The organism is Erythrobacter sp. NAP1 (assembly GCF_000152865.1).
Lineage (GTDB): Bacteria > Pseudomonadota > Alphaproteobacteria > Sphingomonadales > Sphingomonadaceae > Erythrobacter.
Genome location: NZ_CH672390.1, coordinates 125,083 through 144,137, shown reverse-complemented (window position 1 = coordinate 144,137; position 19,055 = coordinate 125,083). Strand labels below are relative to the sequence as shown.

15 protein-coding genes are annotated in these 19,055 nt (G+C 60.9%); 8 read left to right on the top strand and 7 right to left on the bottom strand.

Annotation, left to right across the window (positions count from 1 at the left end):
- Positions 1-76: 76 nt before the first annotated feature.
- Both NAP1_RS00625 and NAP1_RS00620 read right to left on the bottom strand, forming a co-directional pair.
- A complete protein-coding gene (locus NAP1_RS00625; protein ID WP_007163264.1) occupies positions 77-577 on the bottom strand; it encodes a MarR family winged helix-turn-helix transcriptional regulator in 501 nt (166 codons plus the stop codon).
- Positions 578-647: 70 nt separating this feature from the next.
- Positions 648-1,517, bottom strand: coding sequence for a crotonase/enoyl-CoA hydratase family protein (locus tag NAP1_RS00620; protein WP_007163263.1), 870 nt, complete (start codon positions 1,515-1,517; stop codon positions 648-650).
- A 464-nt stretch (positions 1,518-1,981) separates the two neighbouring features.
- On the opposite strand from NAP1_RS00620, the gene NAP1_RS16175 reads away from it, so the two are divergent.
- The 4 genes from NAP1_RS16175 to NAP1_RS15740 all read left to right on the top strand — a co-directional run bounded on the left by NAP1_RS16175 (position 1,982) and on the right by NAP1_RS15740 (position 3,341).
- A complete protein-coding gene (locus NAP1_RS16175; RefSeq protein WP_007163262.1) occupies positions 1,982-2,095 on the top strand; it encodes a hypothetical protein in 114 nt (37 codons plus the stop codon).
- A 29-nt stretch (positions 2,096-2,124) separates the two neighbouring features.
- Complete coding sequence (locus NAP1_RS16170; protein WP_007163261.1) at positions 2,125-2,238, top strand: hypothetical protein; 114 nt, start codon at positions 2,125-2,127, stop codon at positions 2,236-2,238.
- A gap of 32 nt (positions 2,239-2,270) precedes the next feature.
- Complete coding sequence (locus NAP1_RS16165) at positions 2,271-2,384, top strand: hypothetical protein (RefSeq protein ID WP_007163260.1); 114 nt, start codon at positions 2,271-2,273, stop codon at positions 2,382-2,384.
- Between the two features lie 138 nt (positions 2,385-2,522).
- Positions 2,523-3,341 carry a M23 family metallopeptidase gene (locus tag NAP1_RS15740; protein WP_156777159.1) on the top strand — a complete coding sequence of 273 codons (819 nt, stop codon included), beginning with the start codon at positions 2,523-2,525 and terminating at the stop codon, positions 3,339-3,341.
- 107 nt (positions 3,342-3,448) lie between these two features.
- Here NAP1_RS15740 and NAP1_RS00610 read toward each other — a convergent pair whose 3' ends face one another.
- On the bottom strand, positions 3,449-4,234 hold the full coding sequence (locus tag NAP1_RS00610) for an SDR family NAD(P)-dependent oxidoreductase (RefSeq protein ID WP_007163258.1): 786 nt from the start codon (positions 4,232-4,234) through the stop codon (positions 3,449-3,451).
- Positions 4,235-4,264: 30 nt separating this feature from the next.
- Complete coding sequence (locus NAP1_RS00605; protein ID WP_007163257.1) at positions 4,265-5,434, bottom strand: acetyl-CoA C-acetyltransferase; 1,170 nt, start codon at positions 5,432-5,434, stop codon at positions 4,265-4,267.
- 152 nt (positions 5,435-5,586) lie between these two features.
- Here NAP1_RS00605 and NAP1_RS00600 point away from each other — a divergent pair, with 152 nt between their 5' ends.
- Genes NAP1_RS00600 through NAP1_RS15735 form a run of 3 tightly spaced genes read left to right on the top strand, consistent with a single transcriptional unit; the run spans position 5,587 to position 8,920 of the window.
- Entirely contained in the window at positions 5,587-6,318 is a 732-nt protein-coding gene (locus NAP1_RS00600) for a 2OG-Fe(II) oxygenase family protein (RefSeq protein ID WP_007163256.1), read from the top strand.
- Positions 6,300-8,021: a putative 2OG-Fe(II) oxygenase gene (locus NAP1_RS00595; protein ID WP_007163255.1), complete on the top strand. Its 1,722-nt coding sequence runs from the start codon at positions 6,300-6,302 to the stop codon at positions 8,019-8,021. The genes NAP1_RS00600 and NAP1_RS00595 overlap by 19 nt, the downstream gene beginning before the upstream one ends.
- A 2-nt stretch (positions 8,022-8,023) precedes the next feature.
- Positions 8,024-8,920 carry a class I SAM-dependent methyltransferase gene (locus tag NAP1_RS15735; RefSeq protein WP_007163254.1) on the top strand — a complete coding sequence of 299 codons (897 nt, stop codon included), beginning with the start codon at positions 8,024-8,026 and terminating at the stop codon, positions 8,918-8,920.
- 149 nt (positions 8,921-9,069) lie between these two features.
- On the opposite strand, the gene NAP1_RS00585 is transcribed toward NAP1_RS15735, so the two are convergent.
- Positions 9,070-12,015, bottom strand: a complete 2,946-nt coding sequence (locus tag NAP1_RS00585; RefSeq protein ID WP_007163253.1) for a TonB-dependent receptor domain-containing protein — start codon at positions 12,013-12,015, stop codon at positions 9,070-9,072.
- Positions 12,016-12,287: 272 nt separating this feature from the next.
- Here NAP1_RS00585 and NAP1_RS00580 point away from each other — a divergent pair, with 272 nt between their 5' ends.
- Complete coding sequence (locus tag NAP1_RS00580; protein ID WP_007163252.1) at positions 12,288-12,845, top strand: hypothetical protein; 558 nt, start codon at positions 12,288-12,290, stop codon at positions 12,843-12,845.
- 145 nt (positions 12,846-12,990) lie between these two features.
- Here NAP1_RS00580 and NAP1_RS00575 read toward each other — a convergent pair whose 3' ends face one another.
- Positions 12,991-14,991 (bottom strand): S9 family peptidase, encoded by a 2,001-nt coding sequence (locus NAP1_RS00575; RefSeq protein ID WP_007163251.1) that lies wholly within the window; start codon positions 14,989-14,991, stop codon positions 12,991-12,993.
- Between the two features lie 162 nt (positions 14,992-15,153).
- The gene (locus tag NAP1_RS00570) at positions 15,154-18,636 is read right to left on the bottom strand and encodes a TonB-dependent receptor domain-containing protein (protein WP_007163250.1); all 3,483 of its coding nucleotides are present in this window, start codon (positions 18,634-18,636) and stop codon (positions 15,154-15,156) included.
- Positions 18,637-19,055: the final 419 nt, after the last annotated feature.

The window sequence follows — 19,055 nt, the reverse complement described above, 5'->3', positions numbered from 1 at the left end:
GGAAAGCTGCAAACACGAACGGGGTCGATCCATCAGGCGCGGATCGGCCCCGTTTTCGTTCGTATGTGAGCGCGGTCTAGGCGTCCTTCGCGATGTCGGCAGCGCGCTTGCGGACACGTTCGAGCATCGAGCGCAGCGCGCTTTCTTCCTCCGGTGACAAGCCTTCGAGCAATTCCAGTTCGGTCGCCTTGGCGAGCGGCATCACCTCGCGGTGGATCCCCTGCCCCTCCTCGGTCAGCTCAAGCAGGTGCGAGCGACCGTCGCTCTTGTTGGTAGCCCTGGCAATCAGGCCGCGTTCTTCGAGCACCTTGCACGCCCGGTTGACCGCGACCTTGTCCATCAGCGTCGCCTCGGTGAGGTCACGCTGGGTCAGGAACTCCCCGCGAAGCCCCGCATCGCCGAGCACCGCCATGACCCGCCACTCGGTCACCTTGAGCCCGAAACGCTTGCGGTACCGCTCGGAAATGAGCGCGCTCACCGCGTTCGAGGCGATCGACAGCTGATACGGCAGGAAGGCCGAGAGCTGATACTCCGAGGCGGGCTTGTCTTTCGGGGCGGCTGAAGTGATGTCGTCCATGGCAAAGTGGTTTCCCATGAAACCACTCTACAGGCAAGTCACCCGCTCGGCCCAGGCCAATTTGCCAGCTCTATTCGTAGGCGCGCTTTTCCCACCATGGATAGAAGTCGGGCATGTCCTCGCTCACCTTGCCCGGATACATCGGCTTGCGCTTCTCGAGGAAGCTCGCGATCCCCTCTTTCGCGTCCTTGCCCCTGCTCAGCTTGTAGATCGCGCGGCTGTCGATCTTGTGCGCTTCCATCGGGTGATCCGCACCCAGCATCCGCCACATCATCGCCCGCGTCATCGCGACCGAAACCGCGCTGGTGTTGTCGGCGATCTCGCGCGCAAGGCCTTGTGCGGCGTGCATCAGGTCCTTCGGATCGTGGATCGAGCGAACTAGGCCGCCTTTGTGGGCTTCCTCGGCATCGAATACCCTGCCCGAATAGCACCACTCAAGCGCCTGCGCGACGCCAACCAGGCGCGGCAGGAACCAGCTTGAGGCAGCCTCCGGCACAATTCCGCGCCGTGCGAAGACGAAGCCGTAGCGCGCGGTCGAACTGGCAAGCCGCATGTCCATCGCCAGCTGCATCGTCGCACCGACACCCACCGCGACGCCATTACAGGCGCTGATCAGCGGTTTCGTGCTTTCGAACAGGCGCAGCGTCAGCAGACCCCCGCCGTCGCGCACCCGCTCATCCGAAAGGCTCTCGACCTCGTCCCCGCTTGAGAACACCTGACCCCCGCCTTCGGGCGTGAGGTCGGCGCCGGCGCAAAAGGCGCGCTCACCGCTGCCGGTGAAGATCACGGCGCGCACGCTGTCATCGGCATCGATATCGTCCATCGCCGCCATGATCTCTGCACCCATCGTGCGGGTGTAGGCGTTCATCTTCTCCGGACGGTTGAGCGTGATGGTCGCGATGCCATCAGCCTTGTCGACGATGATCTGGGTGTAGCTCATTCAGGTTCCTCTCTGATCCCACATGGACCGCGCAAAGGGGTGTTCTGAAAAAACGCGCGCCCCTTTCGCATTGGCCCGGTTTTTCCCGGCTTTGTGCCGCTTTTGGCGCAGCATAGGTGCGGTGAAACGAGTGGCAAGGTGTGACTTTCCGCAAACGTGCGTGTGAACGCAAAATTGTTGCGCTGACGGGCGAGCAGGCGACCTTAAGTCAGCGCACCGCCTGTAGGAAAGTCGCGTCGCCGGCCGTCCGCCACCAACCATTCTGAGCAATCCGAAAACACGCATCCCAATGGTTGGGAAAAATTCCCAACCCTGCGCATGTCACTCAATCGGGTGACAAGGCCACGTCTCAAAAACCCGCAGAATTCCGCCATTTTTCAAGTTTGGCACGGCTCCTGCAGTCTTCTGGGCATCAAGCGGAAACACACCGCACAACGCCAAAGAGACAACCAAGGAGACTTCAAATGTTCGCTTCAACCACCGCTCAGAACCTTTTCGCAGCAGCCATCTCGGTCACGACTTCGCTGGTCCTGTTCGCCTACGCCGTCATCCCCGCAAGCCCCAACCTCATCGTCTGATCGACCCCAATTTCTCAAGGAGACCACCCATGTACGCCGCCAACAACGCCAACAACCTTTTCGCCGCTGTCATCTCGCTCGGCGTCTCGGCCATCCTCTTCGCGTACGCCATCGTTCCGGCCAGCCCCAACCTGATCGCCTGATCCACCAACGACCCCCTGAAGGAGCCAAACTCATGTTCGCCGCCAACGCTTCGAAAAACCTCTTCGCCGCCGCAATTTCGGTCAGCGCCACGGCGATCCTGTTTGCTTACGCCATCATCCCCGCAAGCCCGACCCTGATCGCCTGACCCCCTGACCAGGCTTCCTAAAGGAGACTCCCGCTGGTTCTCACTGCACTGATTGTCCAGACCGCGTTGCTCGCATGCATCGCGGTCTGGCTTGCGTTTGGGCCTCGCAGCAGCGTTCTTGTGAGCGTGCTCACGATAGTGGCGAGCTTGGTTCTAAGCGTTGGCCTCGTCGCCGCAGGTTTGTGGATCTGGCCGCCGCGCTGGGCGCTAATCCCCCTCGGGCTCCTTGTGGCATTCGCAGCGATCCGCAAGTGGCAGCGACGCGAACGCGGATCGACTTCAGACCGTGCCATTGGCAGCGTGCTCGCAGCAGGCGCAATGGCGGCGCTGGGCACCTTCCTGCTGTGGTCCGGAATAACGGGCAGGATGGCGCCGGAAGGTCAGGGCATTGCCCTCGCCTCGCCACTGCCACGCGGGCGAGGATATTGCGCACTTTCAGCAGGCAGCAATCTGGTCATGAACCTGCACTATGTCGAAGGCGAGAAGACTGCAGCATCTTTCGAAAAGCACTCGGTCGATTTCGTGAAGGTCGCGTCAGACGGCACGCGCACCACCCCGGCGCGCCGCTGGCATCCCAAGCCCCTGCACCCATCCGACTATGCCATCTTCGACGCACCAGTCAGCGCACCGTGCTCAGGCGAGGTGGTTGAGACGGTGAACGACCGACCCGACAATCTCGCCGGCCACCGGTTTCGCCGGCTCGACGGAGCCAACCGCGTAACCATCCGGTGCGAAGGAGTGCTGGTTATGCTCGCTCACCTGAAACGCGGGAGCGTGAGCGTCGAGATCGGCGACACGCTTGCAGTCGGCGAGCCGATCGGTGTGGTCGGCAATTCGGGCAACACCGAGGAACCGCACCTGCACATTCACGCGCAGACCGATGAAGGGGATCGCGCGTCGCGGCCTGTCGTCATGCTATTCGACCAGCGTTACATCGCGCGCGGCGATTGCCTGTAGGCAGGAGGCCTGCTGCCGGTACTCTCAAAACGAAAGGCCCCCGCATATGCGAGGGCCTTTCTGGTTGCGACTGCGCTCCCATCAGGAAACGCGAAGGCGCGTAGCTATCAACGCGGCGCCATTCGAATTGCGCCGTCGAGGCGCACGTCTTCGCCGTTGAAGTAGCCGGTTTCGATCATGCACATAGCAAGCTTTGCATACTCGGTCGGTTCGCCAAGACGCTTGGGGAACGGCACGCTTGCTGCGAGCGCTTCTTTCACCTGCGGCGGAGCGGCGTTCATCAACGGAGTTTCGAAGATACCCGGCAGGATCGTGTTCACGCGGATGCCTTCGCGCATCAGGTCGCGTGCGATGGGGAGCGTCATACCAACAACGCCGCCCTTCGATGCCGAGTAAGCCGCCTGGCCCATCTGGCCGTCTTCGGCAGCAACCGAAGCGGTGTTGACGATCGCGCCGCGATCACCGTCTGTGCTGAGCGGGTCGAGCGTCATCATGCCGGCGGCCGACTTTGCGATGCAGCGGAAGGTGCCGATGAGATTCACCTGGATGACGAAGTCGAACGCGCTGATCGGGAAATGCTTGATCTCGCCCGACTGCTTGTCGCGGCTGGCGGTCTTGATCGCGTTGCCGATCCCTGCGCAGTTGACGAGGATGCGCTCCTGACCGTGCGCTTCGCGGGCCTTGGCAAAGCCTGCATCGACGTCTTCGTCGCTGGTCACGTTGACCTTGCAGAAGATGCCGCCGATTTCCGCAGCCATCGCCTCGCCCTTTTCTTCGTTCATGTCGAAGATCGCGACCTTGGCGCCCTTGGCTGCCAGAGCGCGCGCAGTCGCCGCGCCGAGGCCCGATGCACCGCCGGTGACGACGGCGGGAGTGTTTGCACTTACTTCCATGTTCAAAAATCCTCTCGAGATTGGGGTGTCTTAAACGCTTTCAACGATGGTGACATTGGCAACGCCGCCGCCTTCGCACATCGTCTGCAGGCCGTATTTCTTATCGTGGCGCTTGAGCGCGTGAACGAGCGTCGCCATCAGCTTGGTGCCCGATGCGCCAAGCGGGTGGCCAAGCGCAATAGCGCCGCCGTGGACGTTGAGCTTTTCCGGGTCCGCGCCGGTGTGCTTGAGCCATGCGAGCGGAACGGGCGCAAACGCTTCGTTCACTTCGTAAAGGTCGATATCGTCGATCTTGAGCCCAGCGCGATCGAGCGCCTTGTCGGTCGCAAACAGCGGCTCTTCGAGCATGATCACAGGGTCGCCCGCCGTAACGGTGAGGTTGTGAATGCGAGCCATCGGGGTGAGGCCGTAGCGCTTCAGGGCTTCTTCTGAAACCACCAGCACCGCGCTCGACCCGTCGCAGATCTGGCTCGCGCTTGCGGCGGTCACCATGCCATCGGGTGAGATCAGCTTGACCCCAGAAATCCCTTCGAGCGTCGCATCGAAGCGGATGCCTTCATCGACGGTGTGCATCTCGGTGCCTTCGGGCGTCTCAATCTCGACCGGGACAATCTCGTTCTCGAATGCGCCGGTTTCGGTCGCCATCTTCGCCTTGGTGTGGCTGGAGAGAGCAAAGCTGTCGAGCTGCTCCTTGGTGAAGCCGTGCTTCTTGGCGATCATTTCAGCGCCCATGAACTGGCTGAACTGGATGCCGGGAAACTTCTCTTCGAGGCCCGGCGACTTGTAGTGGCCCAGCCCCTCTTTCATGTGCAGCGTTGCGTTGGTGCCCATCGGCACGCGGGTCATGCTTTCAACGCCGCTCGCGATCACGACGTCCTGCGTCCCGCTCATCACGGCCTGCGCTGCGAACTGAATCGCCTGCTGCGAGGAGCCGCATTGGCGGTCGATCGTGACCGCCGGAACGCTGTCGGGAAGCTTCGAGGACAAGACGCCCATGCGCCCGACCTGCATTGCCTGCTCGCCCGCCTGGCTGACGCAGCCGGTGATGACATCATCGACGGCAGCAGGGTCGATGCCAGAGCGATCAACGATGGCGTCGAGTGACTTTGCGAGCATGTCGACCGGGTGAACCCCGGCAAGGCGGCCGCCGCGGCGTCCACCTGCGGTGCGGACGGCGTCGACGATATAGGCAGTGGTCATGATAGGGGCTCTCTCTTCCCGTTTACGTAAACGTTGCTCTTAGCAACTCACCTATGGGAGGGCTTGCTGCAAATCAACCGCTCATATCGGTGTTTGATTTGCGTCAGTGCGCTTGCACCGGGCGTGCGCCACTCGCTAGGGCGATAAGCGAGATGAAAACACTTTTCGAACTCAATCCAGCGCTCGACCGCGCCTCTCTGGCAAAGCGTTTTGCCGAAACGGGCCGCGTGCAGGTGCGCGATGTGCTCACCCCCGAAACCGCGCGCGAAGTGCTCACCGTCCTGACCAAGGGCACGCCCTGGGGGATGGCGACCGGCGCAGGCGATGAGAACCGCCAGAGCTTCCGCATGGAGGAGGTGCAGACACCGCAGGGCCAGCAGCGCGTCAACGCCGCCGCGATGGAAGCGCAGCAGAACACGGCGCGCGGCGAATACGGATTTCGCTTTGCGCACTACCCGATCCTCACCGCAATCCAGGAAAATTGGGATCCGGGCAGCGCACACGAGATCCTGCTCGAACACATCAACGCGCCCGACTTCATCCAGCTCGCCCGCGACATCACCGGGATCGACGGCCTTATCAAGGCCGATGGGCAGGCGACGCTGTTCGCGCCCAACCACTATCTTGGCCGCCACATCGACAGCCATGTCGCCGAAGGATGGGAGGTCGCCTACGTCCTCAACTTTGCCCCGCCAGACTGGCACCCCGACTGGGGCGGCTATCTCATGTTCCTCGATGACGATGGCGACGTGATCGAAGGCTTCCGTCCGCGCTTCAACGCATTGAACCTGTTCAAGGTGCCGCAATCGCATCTCGTCAGCTACGTCCCGCCCTTTGCTCCCATCGGACGGATCGCAGTCACGGGATGGCTGCGCACGCAATGACGAATGCGGCGGGCGGCCTGACCCCGGCGGAGGCGATGGTGCGCATCCGCATGGCGATGCAAAGCCGCGACGTGGCTGGCGCGCGCGCCATTGCGGAGGCTGCTCGGCGCGATCATCCCGAGGACGCAGCCCTTGCTGACGCGGCCGGCGATCTGGCGATGAAAGCGGACGATCCGCAGGCGGCAGAGAAGCATTTTGCGGCGGCGAGTTCGCTGGCGCCAGCGATGCTGGACTACGCCATCAACCACGCCATATCGCTTCAGCGGCTGGGCCGGCATCGCGATGTGATCGAATTGCTTACACGCCATGAGAAGAGCGGCCGAAGTGTCGCGCGTTACGGAAGTGTCCGTGCGCTTTCGCATCGCACTTTGTCCGAACCTGCCGAAGCTGCGCGGTGGTATGATGCCGCCCTCGCTGCCGACCCGCGCCATCCGCGCGCGCTTCATGGCCGTGCCCGGGTTGCGCTAGAGCGTGGCGAGGCCGACGCACTGGCGCGTTTCGACGCGGCGCTGGCTGTGAATTCGGGCGATGCGGACCTCTGGCTCGGCAAGGCGCAGGCGCTCGACGTCGATGGCGATATCGCCGGCTCACGCGTGGTGGCGGAGCAGATTTGCGCGCAGGCCCCCGGCTTCATCGCGGCCTTGTCATTTCTTTCCGGCCTTAAATTGGCGGCGGGTGAAAGCGACTTCACATCCCCGTTCCGCGCCGCAGCCGCACGCGCGCCGCAGGACCCGAATATCCCGGCCACACACGCCGAAACCCTGGCAGGTCTCGACCACGCGAGCGAAGCCGCCGATGTTGCGGCAGAGGCGCGCCAACGGTTCCCAAACGAGCCGCATTTCGCTCTGCTCGAAGCGGTTCATGCCGGCTCGGCAGGCGAATGGGAGCGCGCGGAACGCCTCTTTGCCGATCTCGCGCTCGACACTCCGATCCGTTCGCTTCACGAGGCGCGCCACCGCATCCGTGCTGGCGATGTCGAGCGTGCCGAGGCGCTTCTCGACCGGACGCTTGCGGCGGAACCGTGGAGCATCTCGGCTTGGGCCTTGCGCGGAATTGTCTGGCGCATGGCCGGTGATGAACGCGGCGCCTGGCTGCACGAGCAGGAAGGCCTTGTGCAGCTTCGCCCATTGGTGGGACGCGATGGTCTGGTAGAGGATGCCGTTGCAGAGCTTCGCACACTTCACGCAGGTTCCGCCATGCCGCTTGGTCAGAGCCTTCGCGGCGGGACGCAGACGCGCGGTATCCTGTTCCACCGGACCGAACCTCTGCTCGCGGAGCTGCATGAGGCGATCCGGGCAACGCTTGAGGAATACCGGGCTGGCCTTGCGCCGCTCGATGAGACACACCCGCTTCTCCGCCATCGCGAGACACCGTGGGCGCTTGCGGGATCGTGGTCGGTGAGGCTTACCGGAGGCGGTGATTACCACACCTCTCACATTCACCCGCAAGGCATCGTCTCTTCCGCGCTGTATCTCGTCGTTCCCGAAGAGGCGCATCAAGACAGGCAGCAGGGCTGGCTCGAAGTGGGACGCCCTCCCCCCGATCTCGGCCTGGATCTTCCGCCGATCCGTTCGATTGAGCCAAGGCAAGGCCATCTCGCGCTGTTCCCATCCACGCTCTATCACGGCACCACCAGCTTCGGATCAGCGGAAAGGATGACTGTGGCGTTCGACGTGGTCACCTCTTCTGGCTACAGGTTCTAGCGATGAGCGAAGATGCAAAAGCGTGGGGTGATTTCTGGGCCCACAATGCAGGCGGCGACGCCTCAGGATGCCTGCCAGAGCGATGGGCAACAATCGAACAGGCACAAAGCGCCGCGTGGAGCGAATTCGTCAAACCCTTGCCTGAGGGCGCGCGGGTGCTCGACCTTGCAACCGGTGACGGGCGGGTGCTGCGATGGATGCGCGCCGATCGGCCCGACCTGGTCCTGACCGGTATTGACCTAGCGCCTGTTCTTCCACCGGCTCCTGAAGGGACTGAAACACGCGGCGGCGTGGCTATGGAAGAGTTGCCCTTCGAGAATGACAGTTTCGACGCTGTAGTCAGCCAGTTTGGCTTCGAATACGGCGATACAGCCAAGGTCGCTGCCGAAATTGCACGAGTGCTCGCACCCGCGGGCAGGGTGGGCCTGATGGTACACCGCGGCGATGGGCCAATCCTTGAGCACAATCGCAAGAGGCAGTCAGAGATCGAGTGGGCGCTCGAAGATAAGAAAGCCGCAGACGCTGTCACGCAGGCGCTCAATACGCCGGGAGCTGGTCCAGCGGTAGGCGCCCAAGTGGCAAACGTGCTTGCAAGGCTCGGAGAGGCGCAGTTCGGGGAAAGCAGTCCTGCATGGGAGATTCCCGAAGCGATCCGGCGCGCGTGTCTGATCGGTCAACGGCAAGGCATTGATGCGGCGGTAGAGACAATCGCCCAGATCCGCGAGCAGGCCAATAACGAGATTGGACGCATTGCTTCGCTCGCTAATGCATGTGCGCGAGCCGACGATCGAGCCAACATCGAACGCGCGTTCGAGGCGAACGGTCTGGCGTTGAAAAGCAGGGGGCAAGTGACCGAGCCGACCGGGCGCGCCCTGGCCGACTTCCTGACAATCAGCTGACGCTTCAAAACGTCAGCTCATTTCCGATGACGGGTGAGTTGTGCCCGCATTGTGGGGCGGCTCTCAACGCTTTTGCGACATAGAAAAAGGGCGGCGAACCGAAGTTCGCCGCCCCTTTTCTTAGGCTCTTATCTGGAGCTTGTTCAGTCTTAGAACTGGAACGAAGCCGAGATGAAGAAGTCACGGCCAAGCACGTCGTAGGTGCTCGGGTAGGTGTTAGCCTGCTCCTGGTTGTCACCAAGCAGGAGGCCGTTCGGACGGTTCGTAACGAAACCGTTCGCATCGAACTCCGGAGCGCCCGGCAGCTTGTCGAACAGGTTGCGGATACCACCGGTGATCGAGAGGTTTTCCGAAGCTTCGACCGAGATCGTGAGATCGAACAGGTCGTAGCTAGGAATGTTCTCGATGCCGTTGAACTGGGTGAAGTCCGTACCCGGATCCTGGTCTTCCACGCTGCTCAGGTGACGCCAGCGAAGCGACGTGGTCACCGGACCATCGTTCCAGCTCAGGCGCGAAACCCAGCGGAAGGACGGGGCCGGATCGCCCGTGTTGAAGCAGGCACCGCCGAAGCCGCCGGCACATTCGTTCACCGTCGGAAGGTCTGCGACCGGACGGATGAAGAAGGTGTCGGTCCAGGTTCCGAGGAACGAGAAGTCGAGACCCGATTCATTGTCGCTCGAGAAGATCGAGAACGGAACCGAAGTCCGGTAGTTGACTTCAAGGTCGACACCCGAGGTACCGATTTCAGCAACGTTGAGGCTTGCAACCAGCGGCGGGTTGTCAACGGTCAGAGCACCGTCGCCGTTACGACGACCGATGAACGGAGCGCAGACTGCCGAGTTCGGATCCTGAACTTCGCCGTAGCAGAGGTTCAGAAGACCCTGGAGCGAACCGCCAGCGACGTTGATGGCGTCTTCGATGGTGATGTCGAAGTAGTCAGCCGTGATCGTCAGGCCCGGTACGAAGTCCGGACGAAGAACGATACCGAAGCTGTAGCTCTCGGAAGTTTCTTCCTCGAGGTTCGGGTTACCACCGAACAGCGCCGGGATCTGTGCGTTCAGCTGGATAGCGCCAGCGTTACCCACGTTTGCAGCCGGAACACCGGTCGCGATGCAGACCTGATCAGCACCAGCGTTGGAGCTGAGGAATGCAGGGTCACCGCACGGGTCGGTTGCGCCCGGGAAGCCGATGGCCTGACCACCGAACAGCTCGCCCACGTTCGGGGCGCGAACTGCACGCTGATACTGACCGCGCAGCTTGACGCTCGGAACAACGTCGAATTCTGCGCCACCAGCGTAGGTCCATACGCCGCCTACTGCGTCAAGCGAGTAGTCGGAGTAACGGGCTGCACCGGTCAGCTCGAGACGCTGAGTGCCGTTGTCGAAGATCGGGACGTAAAGCTCAGCGAAGAGCTCGTGCACGTCGTAGCCACCTTCGGTCGGGCTACCGGCGTTAAAGCCGATGACGTCGCCCGATGCGAGTGCAGTGTCAGGAATAAACTGCGAACCAACGCGGCGGTACTCGTAACCACCAGCGACACCGACATCGCCAGCACCTGCGGTGAGTTCACCGAGGAAGCCGGAGACAGAAGCCGCAGCGACTTCCATGGTCGAAACGTCGCCGTTCTGTGCACGGATCGAAACCGCCTGCACCATCGCCGGGGTCAGGGTACCTGCACCGAAGATGTTGATGGTGGTGCCGGTGCCGTCGAGGCCAGCCTGGAACAGCGAACGTGAGATGTTACCCTCTTGAACGTTCGAGTTACGCGTACGGGCGTAGCTGTAGTACGCATCGTAGGTCCAGTTTTCAGCGATATCACCGGTGACGCCGCCGAGAACACGGAATGCGTTACGCTCGTCGAGCGAGTTACGCGGACCGGTTTCGAGCATACGACGCTGGAGGAAGGTGCTGACAACGCCGAGCTGCGGAGCTGCGAGCGGCGAAAGGCCGTTTGCAACACGCTGAGCATTGGCGTCTGCTTCACGCTGGTCGAGGATGTTGAGTTCGTCGATCGTTGCCTGATCGAGGAACGGCGACACGGTTGCGATGTCGACGTTGAACGTACCGGTAACCGGCGTGGCGGCCAGTTCCTGTGCGACGCGGTTATTCACAAACGCGACTTCCGTGTAGAAACGGTGGCCCGGAGTGAATTCGTAGTCAGCGTAACCGCCCATCAGGTAACGCTCTTGCGGGACCTGCAGGTAGTTGACCGGTGCGTAGTTGTAGGTGTCGCCTGCGCGCGGACGCGGGCTGCCCGGGGTGTCGAAGATACCATCGTCGATGACGAGGCCGGCACCCAGCGGTGCGGTGTCGCCAGCTGCGTTGATGATCGTGGTGCCGGGCGTGTTGATACGGCCCTGCGGAACGGTCGACGAACCGAACTGAAGAAGGTTCACACCGAAGGTTTCACCACCAAGAGCGAAGAACGAGAAGTCGCGGTCGCCCTGGAAGATGTCACCACGGTTGGTGTACTCAGCGTAGACGGTTGCGTTACCGCGACCATCGTCGAAGCTCGTGCCGATTGCACCGTAGAGCTGGTAGCGACGACCGTCGCCTTCTTCGGTGATGGCGTACTGGCCGCCCATCTCGACGCCTTCAACCTTCTTGAGGTTGAAGTTCACAACGCCGGTCATAGCGTCCGAGCCGTAAACGGCCGAAGCACCACCGGTCACAACTTCGACCGACTCGATCAGGAAGTTGGGGATGGTGTTAAGGTCGACGACCTGTGCGGTGTCGAACGACACCCAGCGGCGGCCGTTGACGAGAACCAGGGTACGGGTTTCGCCAAGACCACGAAGGTCGAGCGATGCGGTACCGTTACCCGGGTTGTTTGAGTTACCGGTGGTTCCCGGAATAACCTGCGGAAGAGCGTTGATGACGTTTTCAACGTTCACATCACCGGTGAGCTGGAATTCTTCGGCGTCAACGACGGCCACCGGAGCGGCGGTTTCGACGTTGCGCTGCTGAATGCGCGAGCCGGTGACAACGATGAAGTTGTCGTCGCTGTCATTGTCTTGGGCATAGACGGGCGTCGCGGTCACGGCAGTTGCCAAGACCGTACCAGCCAGAAGGGTGCCCTTGCTAAAGCGGTTCATTGTATTCCCCTTGGATTAACCTGCCCAAATGGCAGGTAACTCTCTTCTACGGACATTTGCCCGCATGGTTGGAAGGGGTAGGCCAATCGATGCGCAAATCGCAATTGTGGTTCTTCCACATGCGTCCGGTTCGCCGGGACCTGTGGCATTCGCGCTACAGTTGGATGTGTTAGGCCTTTCTTACAGGGCGTTTCGTCGATAAATCAGCCACATTGACATCATGCGGCATATGTCGACCTTCGTTGCCAAGCCGTCTTTCGGGAGAAAAATCGATGGCTTTTTCCACCATATCGGCGCCTTTGCGCATGCGGTCTCGGGCGCTTGGGCTGGCCTGCGTTGCTGCCTTGTTTGCCGGCGTTCCGGCCAGCGCACAGGGCACGAATGATGAGGCGGGCGGGGATTATGTCGAGCGCCTCAAGGCCTGCCAGGCGATCACCGAGGACGCGGCCCGCCTGGCCTGCTTCGACAGCGCGGTCGGCGGGATTGTCACTGCAACCGAAGCAGGAGATTTGCAGGTGGTGGACAGCGAGGACGTGCGTGAGACGCGCCGCTCGCTGTTCGGTTTCTCGCTTCCCAACCTCGGCATTTTCGGCGGCGATGAGGAAGAAGAGGAACTGTTCGAAACCACGATCGAAAGTGTTCGCTATTTCGGGCGAGGCAAGGTTCGCTTCACGACCGCTGAAGGTGCGGTGTGGGAGATGAACAACGTTCCGCGCCGCCAGCGCGAAATCCGTGCAGGCGACACTGTGATCTTCAAAGATGCGGCGCTTGGCACCTATTTCGTCAGGATCAATGGCCAACGAGGCGTCAAGGGACGGCGCGTTCAGTAAGCGAAACTCGCACGTACGTCGTCGGCTGACTTGGCAGGCAACTCGTTCGCAAATTCAGCGTGTTACAGAAATGCAAAGGGGCCCGGTCGCGATGCGATCGGGCCCCTTCATTTGTTGGACTGCCGCCTTGCGGCAGCTTGTCAGATTACAGACCGCCCGGTCCGCAATCGTTGGCCAGATAGTCCAGCATCTTGGTGTAGAACTGCTGTTGGTGGGTATACATCAGCGTCGTATAGAAGTGGTCGGCATCTTCGAGCGTGATGAACTCGCCCGTGTGACCGGCTTCTTCGAACGCCTTCTTGTAGTCCTCGAAGTGGTAATACAGCACGCGGCTGTCATCTTCAGGGTGGACCATCAGCAGCGGAATGTTGACCTTGTCGACTTCGGCATATGGGTTGGTGCCGTATTTGACACCGCGGCCCTGGAACCACTCATCAATCGCCTTAGGCGTGTTCGAGTTGATGATGTCGTTGTACCAAACCTCGGGACGCGACACGGCAGCACCGGCGATGGCGCACTGATAGATGTTGTCCTCGCGTGCAGCAGCGACCAGCGCCGCGTAACCGCCATAAGACCAACCGAACATCGCAATACGATCCGGATCGACGAGGCCCTGCTCCACAAGGTAGAGCGCGCCATCATCCTTGTCGTCCTGCATGGTTCCGCCATGCTCATGGAAAGCGAGGTCGAAGAGCTCCTTGCCCCAGCCAACCGTCTGGCGATAGCCGGGCTGGAGGACCATGTAGCCTGCCGATGCGAGCAGCTGGCCCCATTCGTCGTAGGTCACGACTTCGGGAACCGCCGGACCGCCATGCGGAAGCACGATCAGCGGGAACGGGCCTTCGCCGTTGGGCACGGTCACGTAGCCGGGGATCATCAGCTTGCCGTCGCGCGACGGGTAGCGGATGAACTTCACGTCAGCCAGCGCATCCTGGTTGAGAAGCGGGTTGCGGCTGCCAAGCTTGGCCAGCTGACCTTCCTTGACCAGCCAGAACGAGCCAGGATCCTTCGGACCCTGATTGTACACGACCATCGTGCGGCCATCGTAGGAACGGCTGCGGATGCTGAGTTGGTGCGAATACGGGATCTGCTCTTCCAGAGCCTTGTAAAGCGCCTCTTCCTCTTCATCGAACCAGTGACGCTCCATCTTCGCGCCCGGATAGGATGCGAAGGCAAGCTTGTCGTTGCCCGGGATCGAGTGACGGCCAACGCCCATCACATCGGCGTTTTCAGCTTGGAAAAGCTTCTCTTCGAACTGGCCCGTTTCAAGGTTGAACGTCCACAGAGCAGCCTTGTCTTCGCCGTTCAGCGCTTCGACGAAATAGGCTATGTTCGGGTCTTCATGGTGGAAACCCACAATGCCATAAACGCCGCCGATGAAGCGGTAGAGGTTTTCGCGGTCATTCTGGTCGTAGACCTCACCGAACTGGGTCCATCCGCTTTCACCAGGCTTGCGATAATAGGACTTCACCGTCCCGTCGGAATCGGCACCCTGTGCAAACCGTGCATTGCCTTGCGAATCGAACGTGTAATTGGCGTATTTGCGCGTTCCGCGCATGACCAATTCGCGGCTGCCCGTTTCAAGGTTCAAACGATAATAGGACTGCGGACGGAATGCGGCCGACGGATCGTTTCCGAGGCCACCATCGACTGCGACGCCGGTGCCGATAAGGATCTTGTCGGGCTCGTCGGGAAGCAGGCTTGCGATCGAGAAGCGGCCACGAACCTGCTGAAACTTGTTGGCTTTCAGATCGTAGAAGTAAGTCGCGTAATTGCGCGTATCGTCTTCCTGACGGCGCACGCTCTCACGCTTGATCTGCCACGCAGTGCCATAAATGACGTTGTCGCTGACCCAGCGCGCCGAGTTGATTTCCATCGGATCGGCGTTGAGCGTGCGATAGGGCGTGCTCAGATCATCGGTCTTGTAGATCTGAAGCAGGTAGTCGCCCTCGCGGCTCGGGTTGATGTGAACCAGAAGGTGCTTGCCGTCCGGAGACAGATCGACGGCATTCACAACGTCGCGCAATGCCCAGACGTCAATCGGGACAGCCGAAGTGGCTTGCGTTTCGCTGGGAGCAGCGACGCTTAGCCCAAGCGTCGAAACGCCGAGCAAGGCCGCCGTAAGCGGTGCTTTAACAAATTTCATGGTGCGAACTCTCTCATTCGATTTCCAAGGGACCCCTTGCGCGCGCCCGCGTCACCTCCAAATCGGCAGACTCGCACAGGGGAAATTAAACAGAAAAACGGCCCCTCGGCAAGTGCCGAGAGGCCGCTCTTCTTGACTAAATTACGTCGTTTTTTCTGACGCTTAGAAGCGAGCCAGAACCTGGGCGAAGAACTCGCGACCGTTGAGGTCGTAGCCGTTACCCAGCGGCGTGTTCGAAATCTCGAGAACACCCGAACGCGACGACACCTGCGGCGGAGCCGTGTCGAACAGGTTACGAACACCCAGGATCACGCGGAAGTCGTTGTTGTCCCAGCGGATCGAGGCGGTGTGCTCGAAGTACTCGTCAGCGGTACCGATCGGGCGGCAGAAGTTACCGTCGCCAGCAACGTTGCCGTTCGGACCACCTGCACCAAGGCAGGTCGGCGAGAATGCACCCGGGATCGACGGATCGGTGCCTGGTGCGTTCTGGCTGAACGCGTCACCGAACGGACGTTCGAAAGTGGTGCCGCCGACGGTGATTTCACGGAAATCTTCGTTGACCGAGTCGATGTAACGAACCTGATAGGTGAAGCGCCAGTCATTCCAGTCGATGGCACCGGTCAGACGGCCGGTCCAGTCGGGGAAGCCGAATTCACCCTTGAAGTCCTGCTCAAGAATGTCACCGGTTTCGGTGGTCTGGAGGTTACGACGCTCGATCAGGTGGTTCGCCACGAGGTTCAGCGTGAGGTCGAAGACTTCGTCGCCGATCGTGAGCGGGTAGCCCATCGTTGCATTGATATCGAGACCGCGGACCGTTTCCTCGTCACGGTTGAGGAAGCCAGCCTGAACGCCGCTGATCAGCGCACGGTCAGTCGGATCGATTTCAATACGGTCACAGAACTCGCTGCGCTCATTGACTTCTTCGCGGAAGTAGCAGTCACCGACGATGAAGGCTGCGCTCGGTTCAATGATCGCGTCCTTAATCTTGATGTCGTAGTAGTTGACGTTGAGCGCGAAGTCGAAACCACTTGCCCAGTTCTCTTCGAACGCGAAGCCAGTGGTGATCGAACGCGAGGTTTCCGGATTGATGTCGAGCGAGCCGCCCTGCGTGACTTCACCGCTGACCACCTGGATGGTGTTCAGGCCTTCAGCATCGATACCGACGCTGGTCGGGTCACGACCTTCGCGCAGGCAGTTCTGAAGGACGAAGTCCTGACGCTGGTCGAGCGATGCATCGTACGCACCGTTGACGAATGCGTCGTCAGGAACGGCGCATGGGTCGAAGATGCCGACGAAGCCCGACTGGCCGCGCAGGAAGTTCTCACGAAGGTTCGGTGCACGGAACGAGGTGCCGTAGCTCATCTTGAAGAGGAGCGACGGAACCGGGCGCCAGCCGCCCTTGATGGCGTAGGTGCCGTTGGTGCCGTAGAATTCTTCGTCGGTCAGGCGGCCCGAGACGTTGAGCGTGAGCTCTTCGACCAGGGTTTCACCAGCCATCAGAGGAATGTCGACCTCACCGAAGAGTTCGCGGATCCACTTGGAACCCGATGCACCGCCGTCAGCGAAGAAGCCGAAGAGCAGACCGTTCGAAGCAACGAGATCCGGGTTCGATTCGATCGAGTCTTCGCGCCACTCGGCACCAAGCACGACGCCGACCGGACCAGCGGGCAGGTCGAAGAGGTCGCCGGTGACGTAACCGGAGACGAGAACCTGCTCGTAGGTGGTGTCGAAGTCACGGCTATCGAAGAGATAGTCGCGCTCGGCCTGGGTTGCGAAGTCGCCGATGGCGCCGGTCAGAACGCTCGGAGCGAACAGGTTGACCGGCACACAGCCAGCAGCGTTCAGGTCCGGCGCTGCAAGGTCAGGGTTGGCAAGGCCACCTGCATTACATTCACCGATGAACAGCGGATCACCGAAGATGCCGAACACGTCGACACCCTGATCGTAGTCGTCGGCAATGCCATCGCCGTCATTGTCGACGACGCCGTCGCCGTCATAGTCGGCCGTCGGGTCAAGACCAAGGGCCAGAGCCATGCGGTCTTCACGAATACCGAGACGCGAGGAGACACCTTCCGAACGCGAGTAAACACCTGCGAGTTCGAAGGTCCAGCTCGAGCCGATGAAGGGCAGGTCGCCGCGAACGCCAAGCACGCCGCGATACTGCTCCTGCGTGACGTCGAAGTTGTTACGGTCGCCGCGGATTGCCGCGATCGGAACCGTCGGCAGGGTGAAGCCGGTCGACAGAGCAGCACCGGTGCCATTGATGCCGAGCAGTTCGTTGTCGACTGCGCGGCAGTCGACGCCGTCCGGATTGCTGATGAAGTTACACGGGTTGAAGCCGTTGAGGTCAGGCACAGACGGGAAAATCTGTGGGTTGCCTGCGCCGGTGTTGGTGATCTCTGCGCGGGTGTACTGCGCTTCGAAGAACGGCGTGATGTTGGCTTCGCCCGGGAAAGTGTACTCACCATAGGTGAAGACGTTCACCAGTTCCTGCTGCGAGATGAAGGTACGGAAGAGTTCCGCCTCACTCGCATTGACGTTCACGTTTTGGAAGTCGACGTCACGGATACCGTCGCCGTTGACGTCGAGGTCGGTACCGAATGCGTCGGTCGATTCACCGAAGTTGAACGGACGGCCCGTGCGCGGGTCGAGCGGGAAGTTGGCGATGTTGCCGTTGGCCGGGAAGTAGACCGAACCGAAACGTGCGAACGGCTGGAAGATACGGCCCGAGATGCCCGAAACGATACATTCGCTTTCGGAAACCGAGACGCCAGGGGTACGATCCTGGACAACGGCATTGTCTGCAACGCCGAGCGTGAAGATGTTGCCGTTGGCGTCTTCTTCGAGGTTGTTGGTACAACCGCGAAGGAAGTCACGGTCGATGGCCTGCACTTCGTCGCGGAACTGATACTCAGCGCCGATGCCGAAAACGGCGCGGTCGGTGCTGAAGCCCCAAGCTGCGCTGACCGAGTAGTCTTCACCAGCGCCCTGCGGGTTGATGTCGCCGTTGGCCTGGATTTCAAGACCGTCAAAGTCCTTGCGGAGAATGACGTTCACAACGCCGGCAACAGCGTCCGAACCGTAAACCGACGATGCACCGTCGGTCAGCAGGTCGTAGCGGTCAACGAGCGTTGCCGGAATGAGGTTGATCGACGGGACGGTCGGAGCGCCTTCCACACCGGCAGGTGCGAGGCGGCGGCCATTGACGAGAACGAGCGTACGGCCTGCGCCGATACCGCGAAGGTTGATCGTCTGCGAACCCGGGCCGTTGTCGAGAACGAAGCCCTGGAAGGTCGCGTCGATCTGCGTACCGGCGGCTGCTTCCGAGCGCTGGAGGATCTGTGCGGGGTCGAATGCACCAACCGACTGCTGGTTCTCGGTCGAGAGAACCTGAAGCGGCGAAATCGAGCTGTAGGTGTCACGGACAATACGCGAACCGGTAACGGTAATGCGGTTATCGTTCGTCTGACCCTGCGAGCCGGTCGAGACTTCAACGTCCTGACCCTGACCGGTCGTTACGCCATCGGGCTCTTCCTGCTCGTCTTCGTTGGTGTCCTGCGCATAAACAGGACCGGCAACCGCAAACGCGATAGCCGATGCGGAGAAGGCAAGCGCCTTCAGCGAATTGTTGTGAAACTTCTTCATGATCACTCCAGTTGCGACAACCGAAGCTCAGACAGCGCCATCATGATCTGTACCTACGCGCATCTTACCCCATGCACGTTGGTCGATTCCCCGATTTTTGGCGCAGCTCAGCCCCTGCGGTGACGGTTGTGTGCAATAGCGAAGGGGGCATGTAAATGAGACGTTCAGATTACAGCGCGGTTTTTGGCCAGAATCTTGCCCAGTGTTGCGGGAATCACACAGGGCAGAATTCGCATCGGTTAAAAATGCTGCGTCGCAGCATAATAATGAAATCGAGTGGAGCCGCCTGACGCAATTTTCCACCCCACGCTAAGAATTTGTCACAAAGTCGTCATATCGTTGCGCGCCCAAGCAAGGCTGATTCAAACCGAAATGACGGTTTTGTTTCATTGGCAGCGCGGGAGCGATGCGAGCCCCCG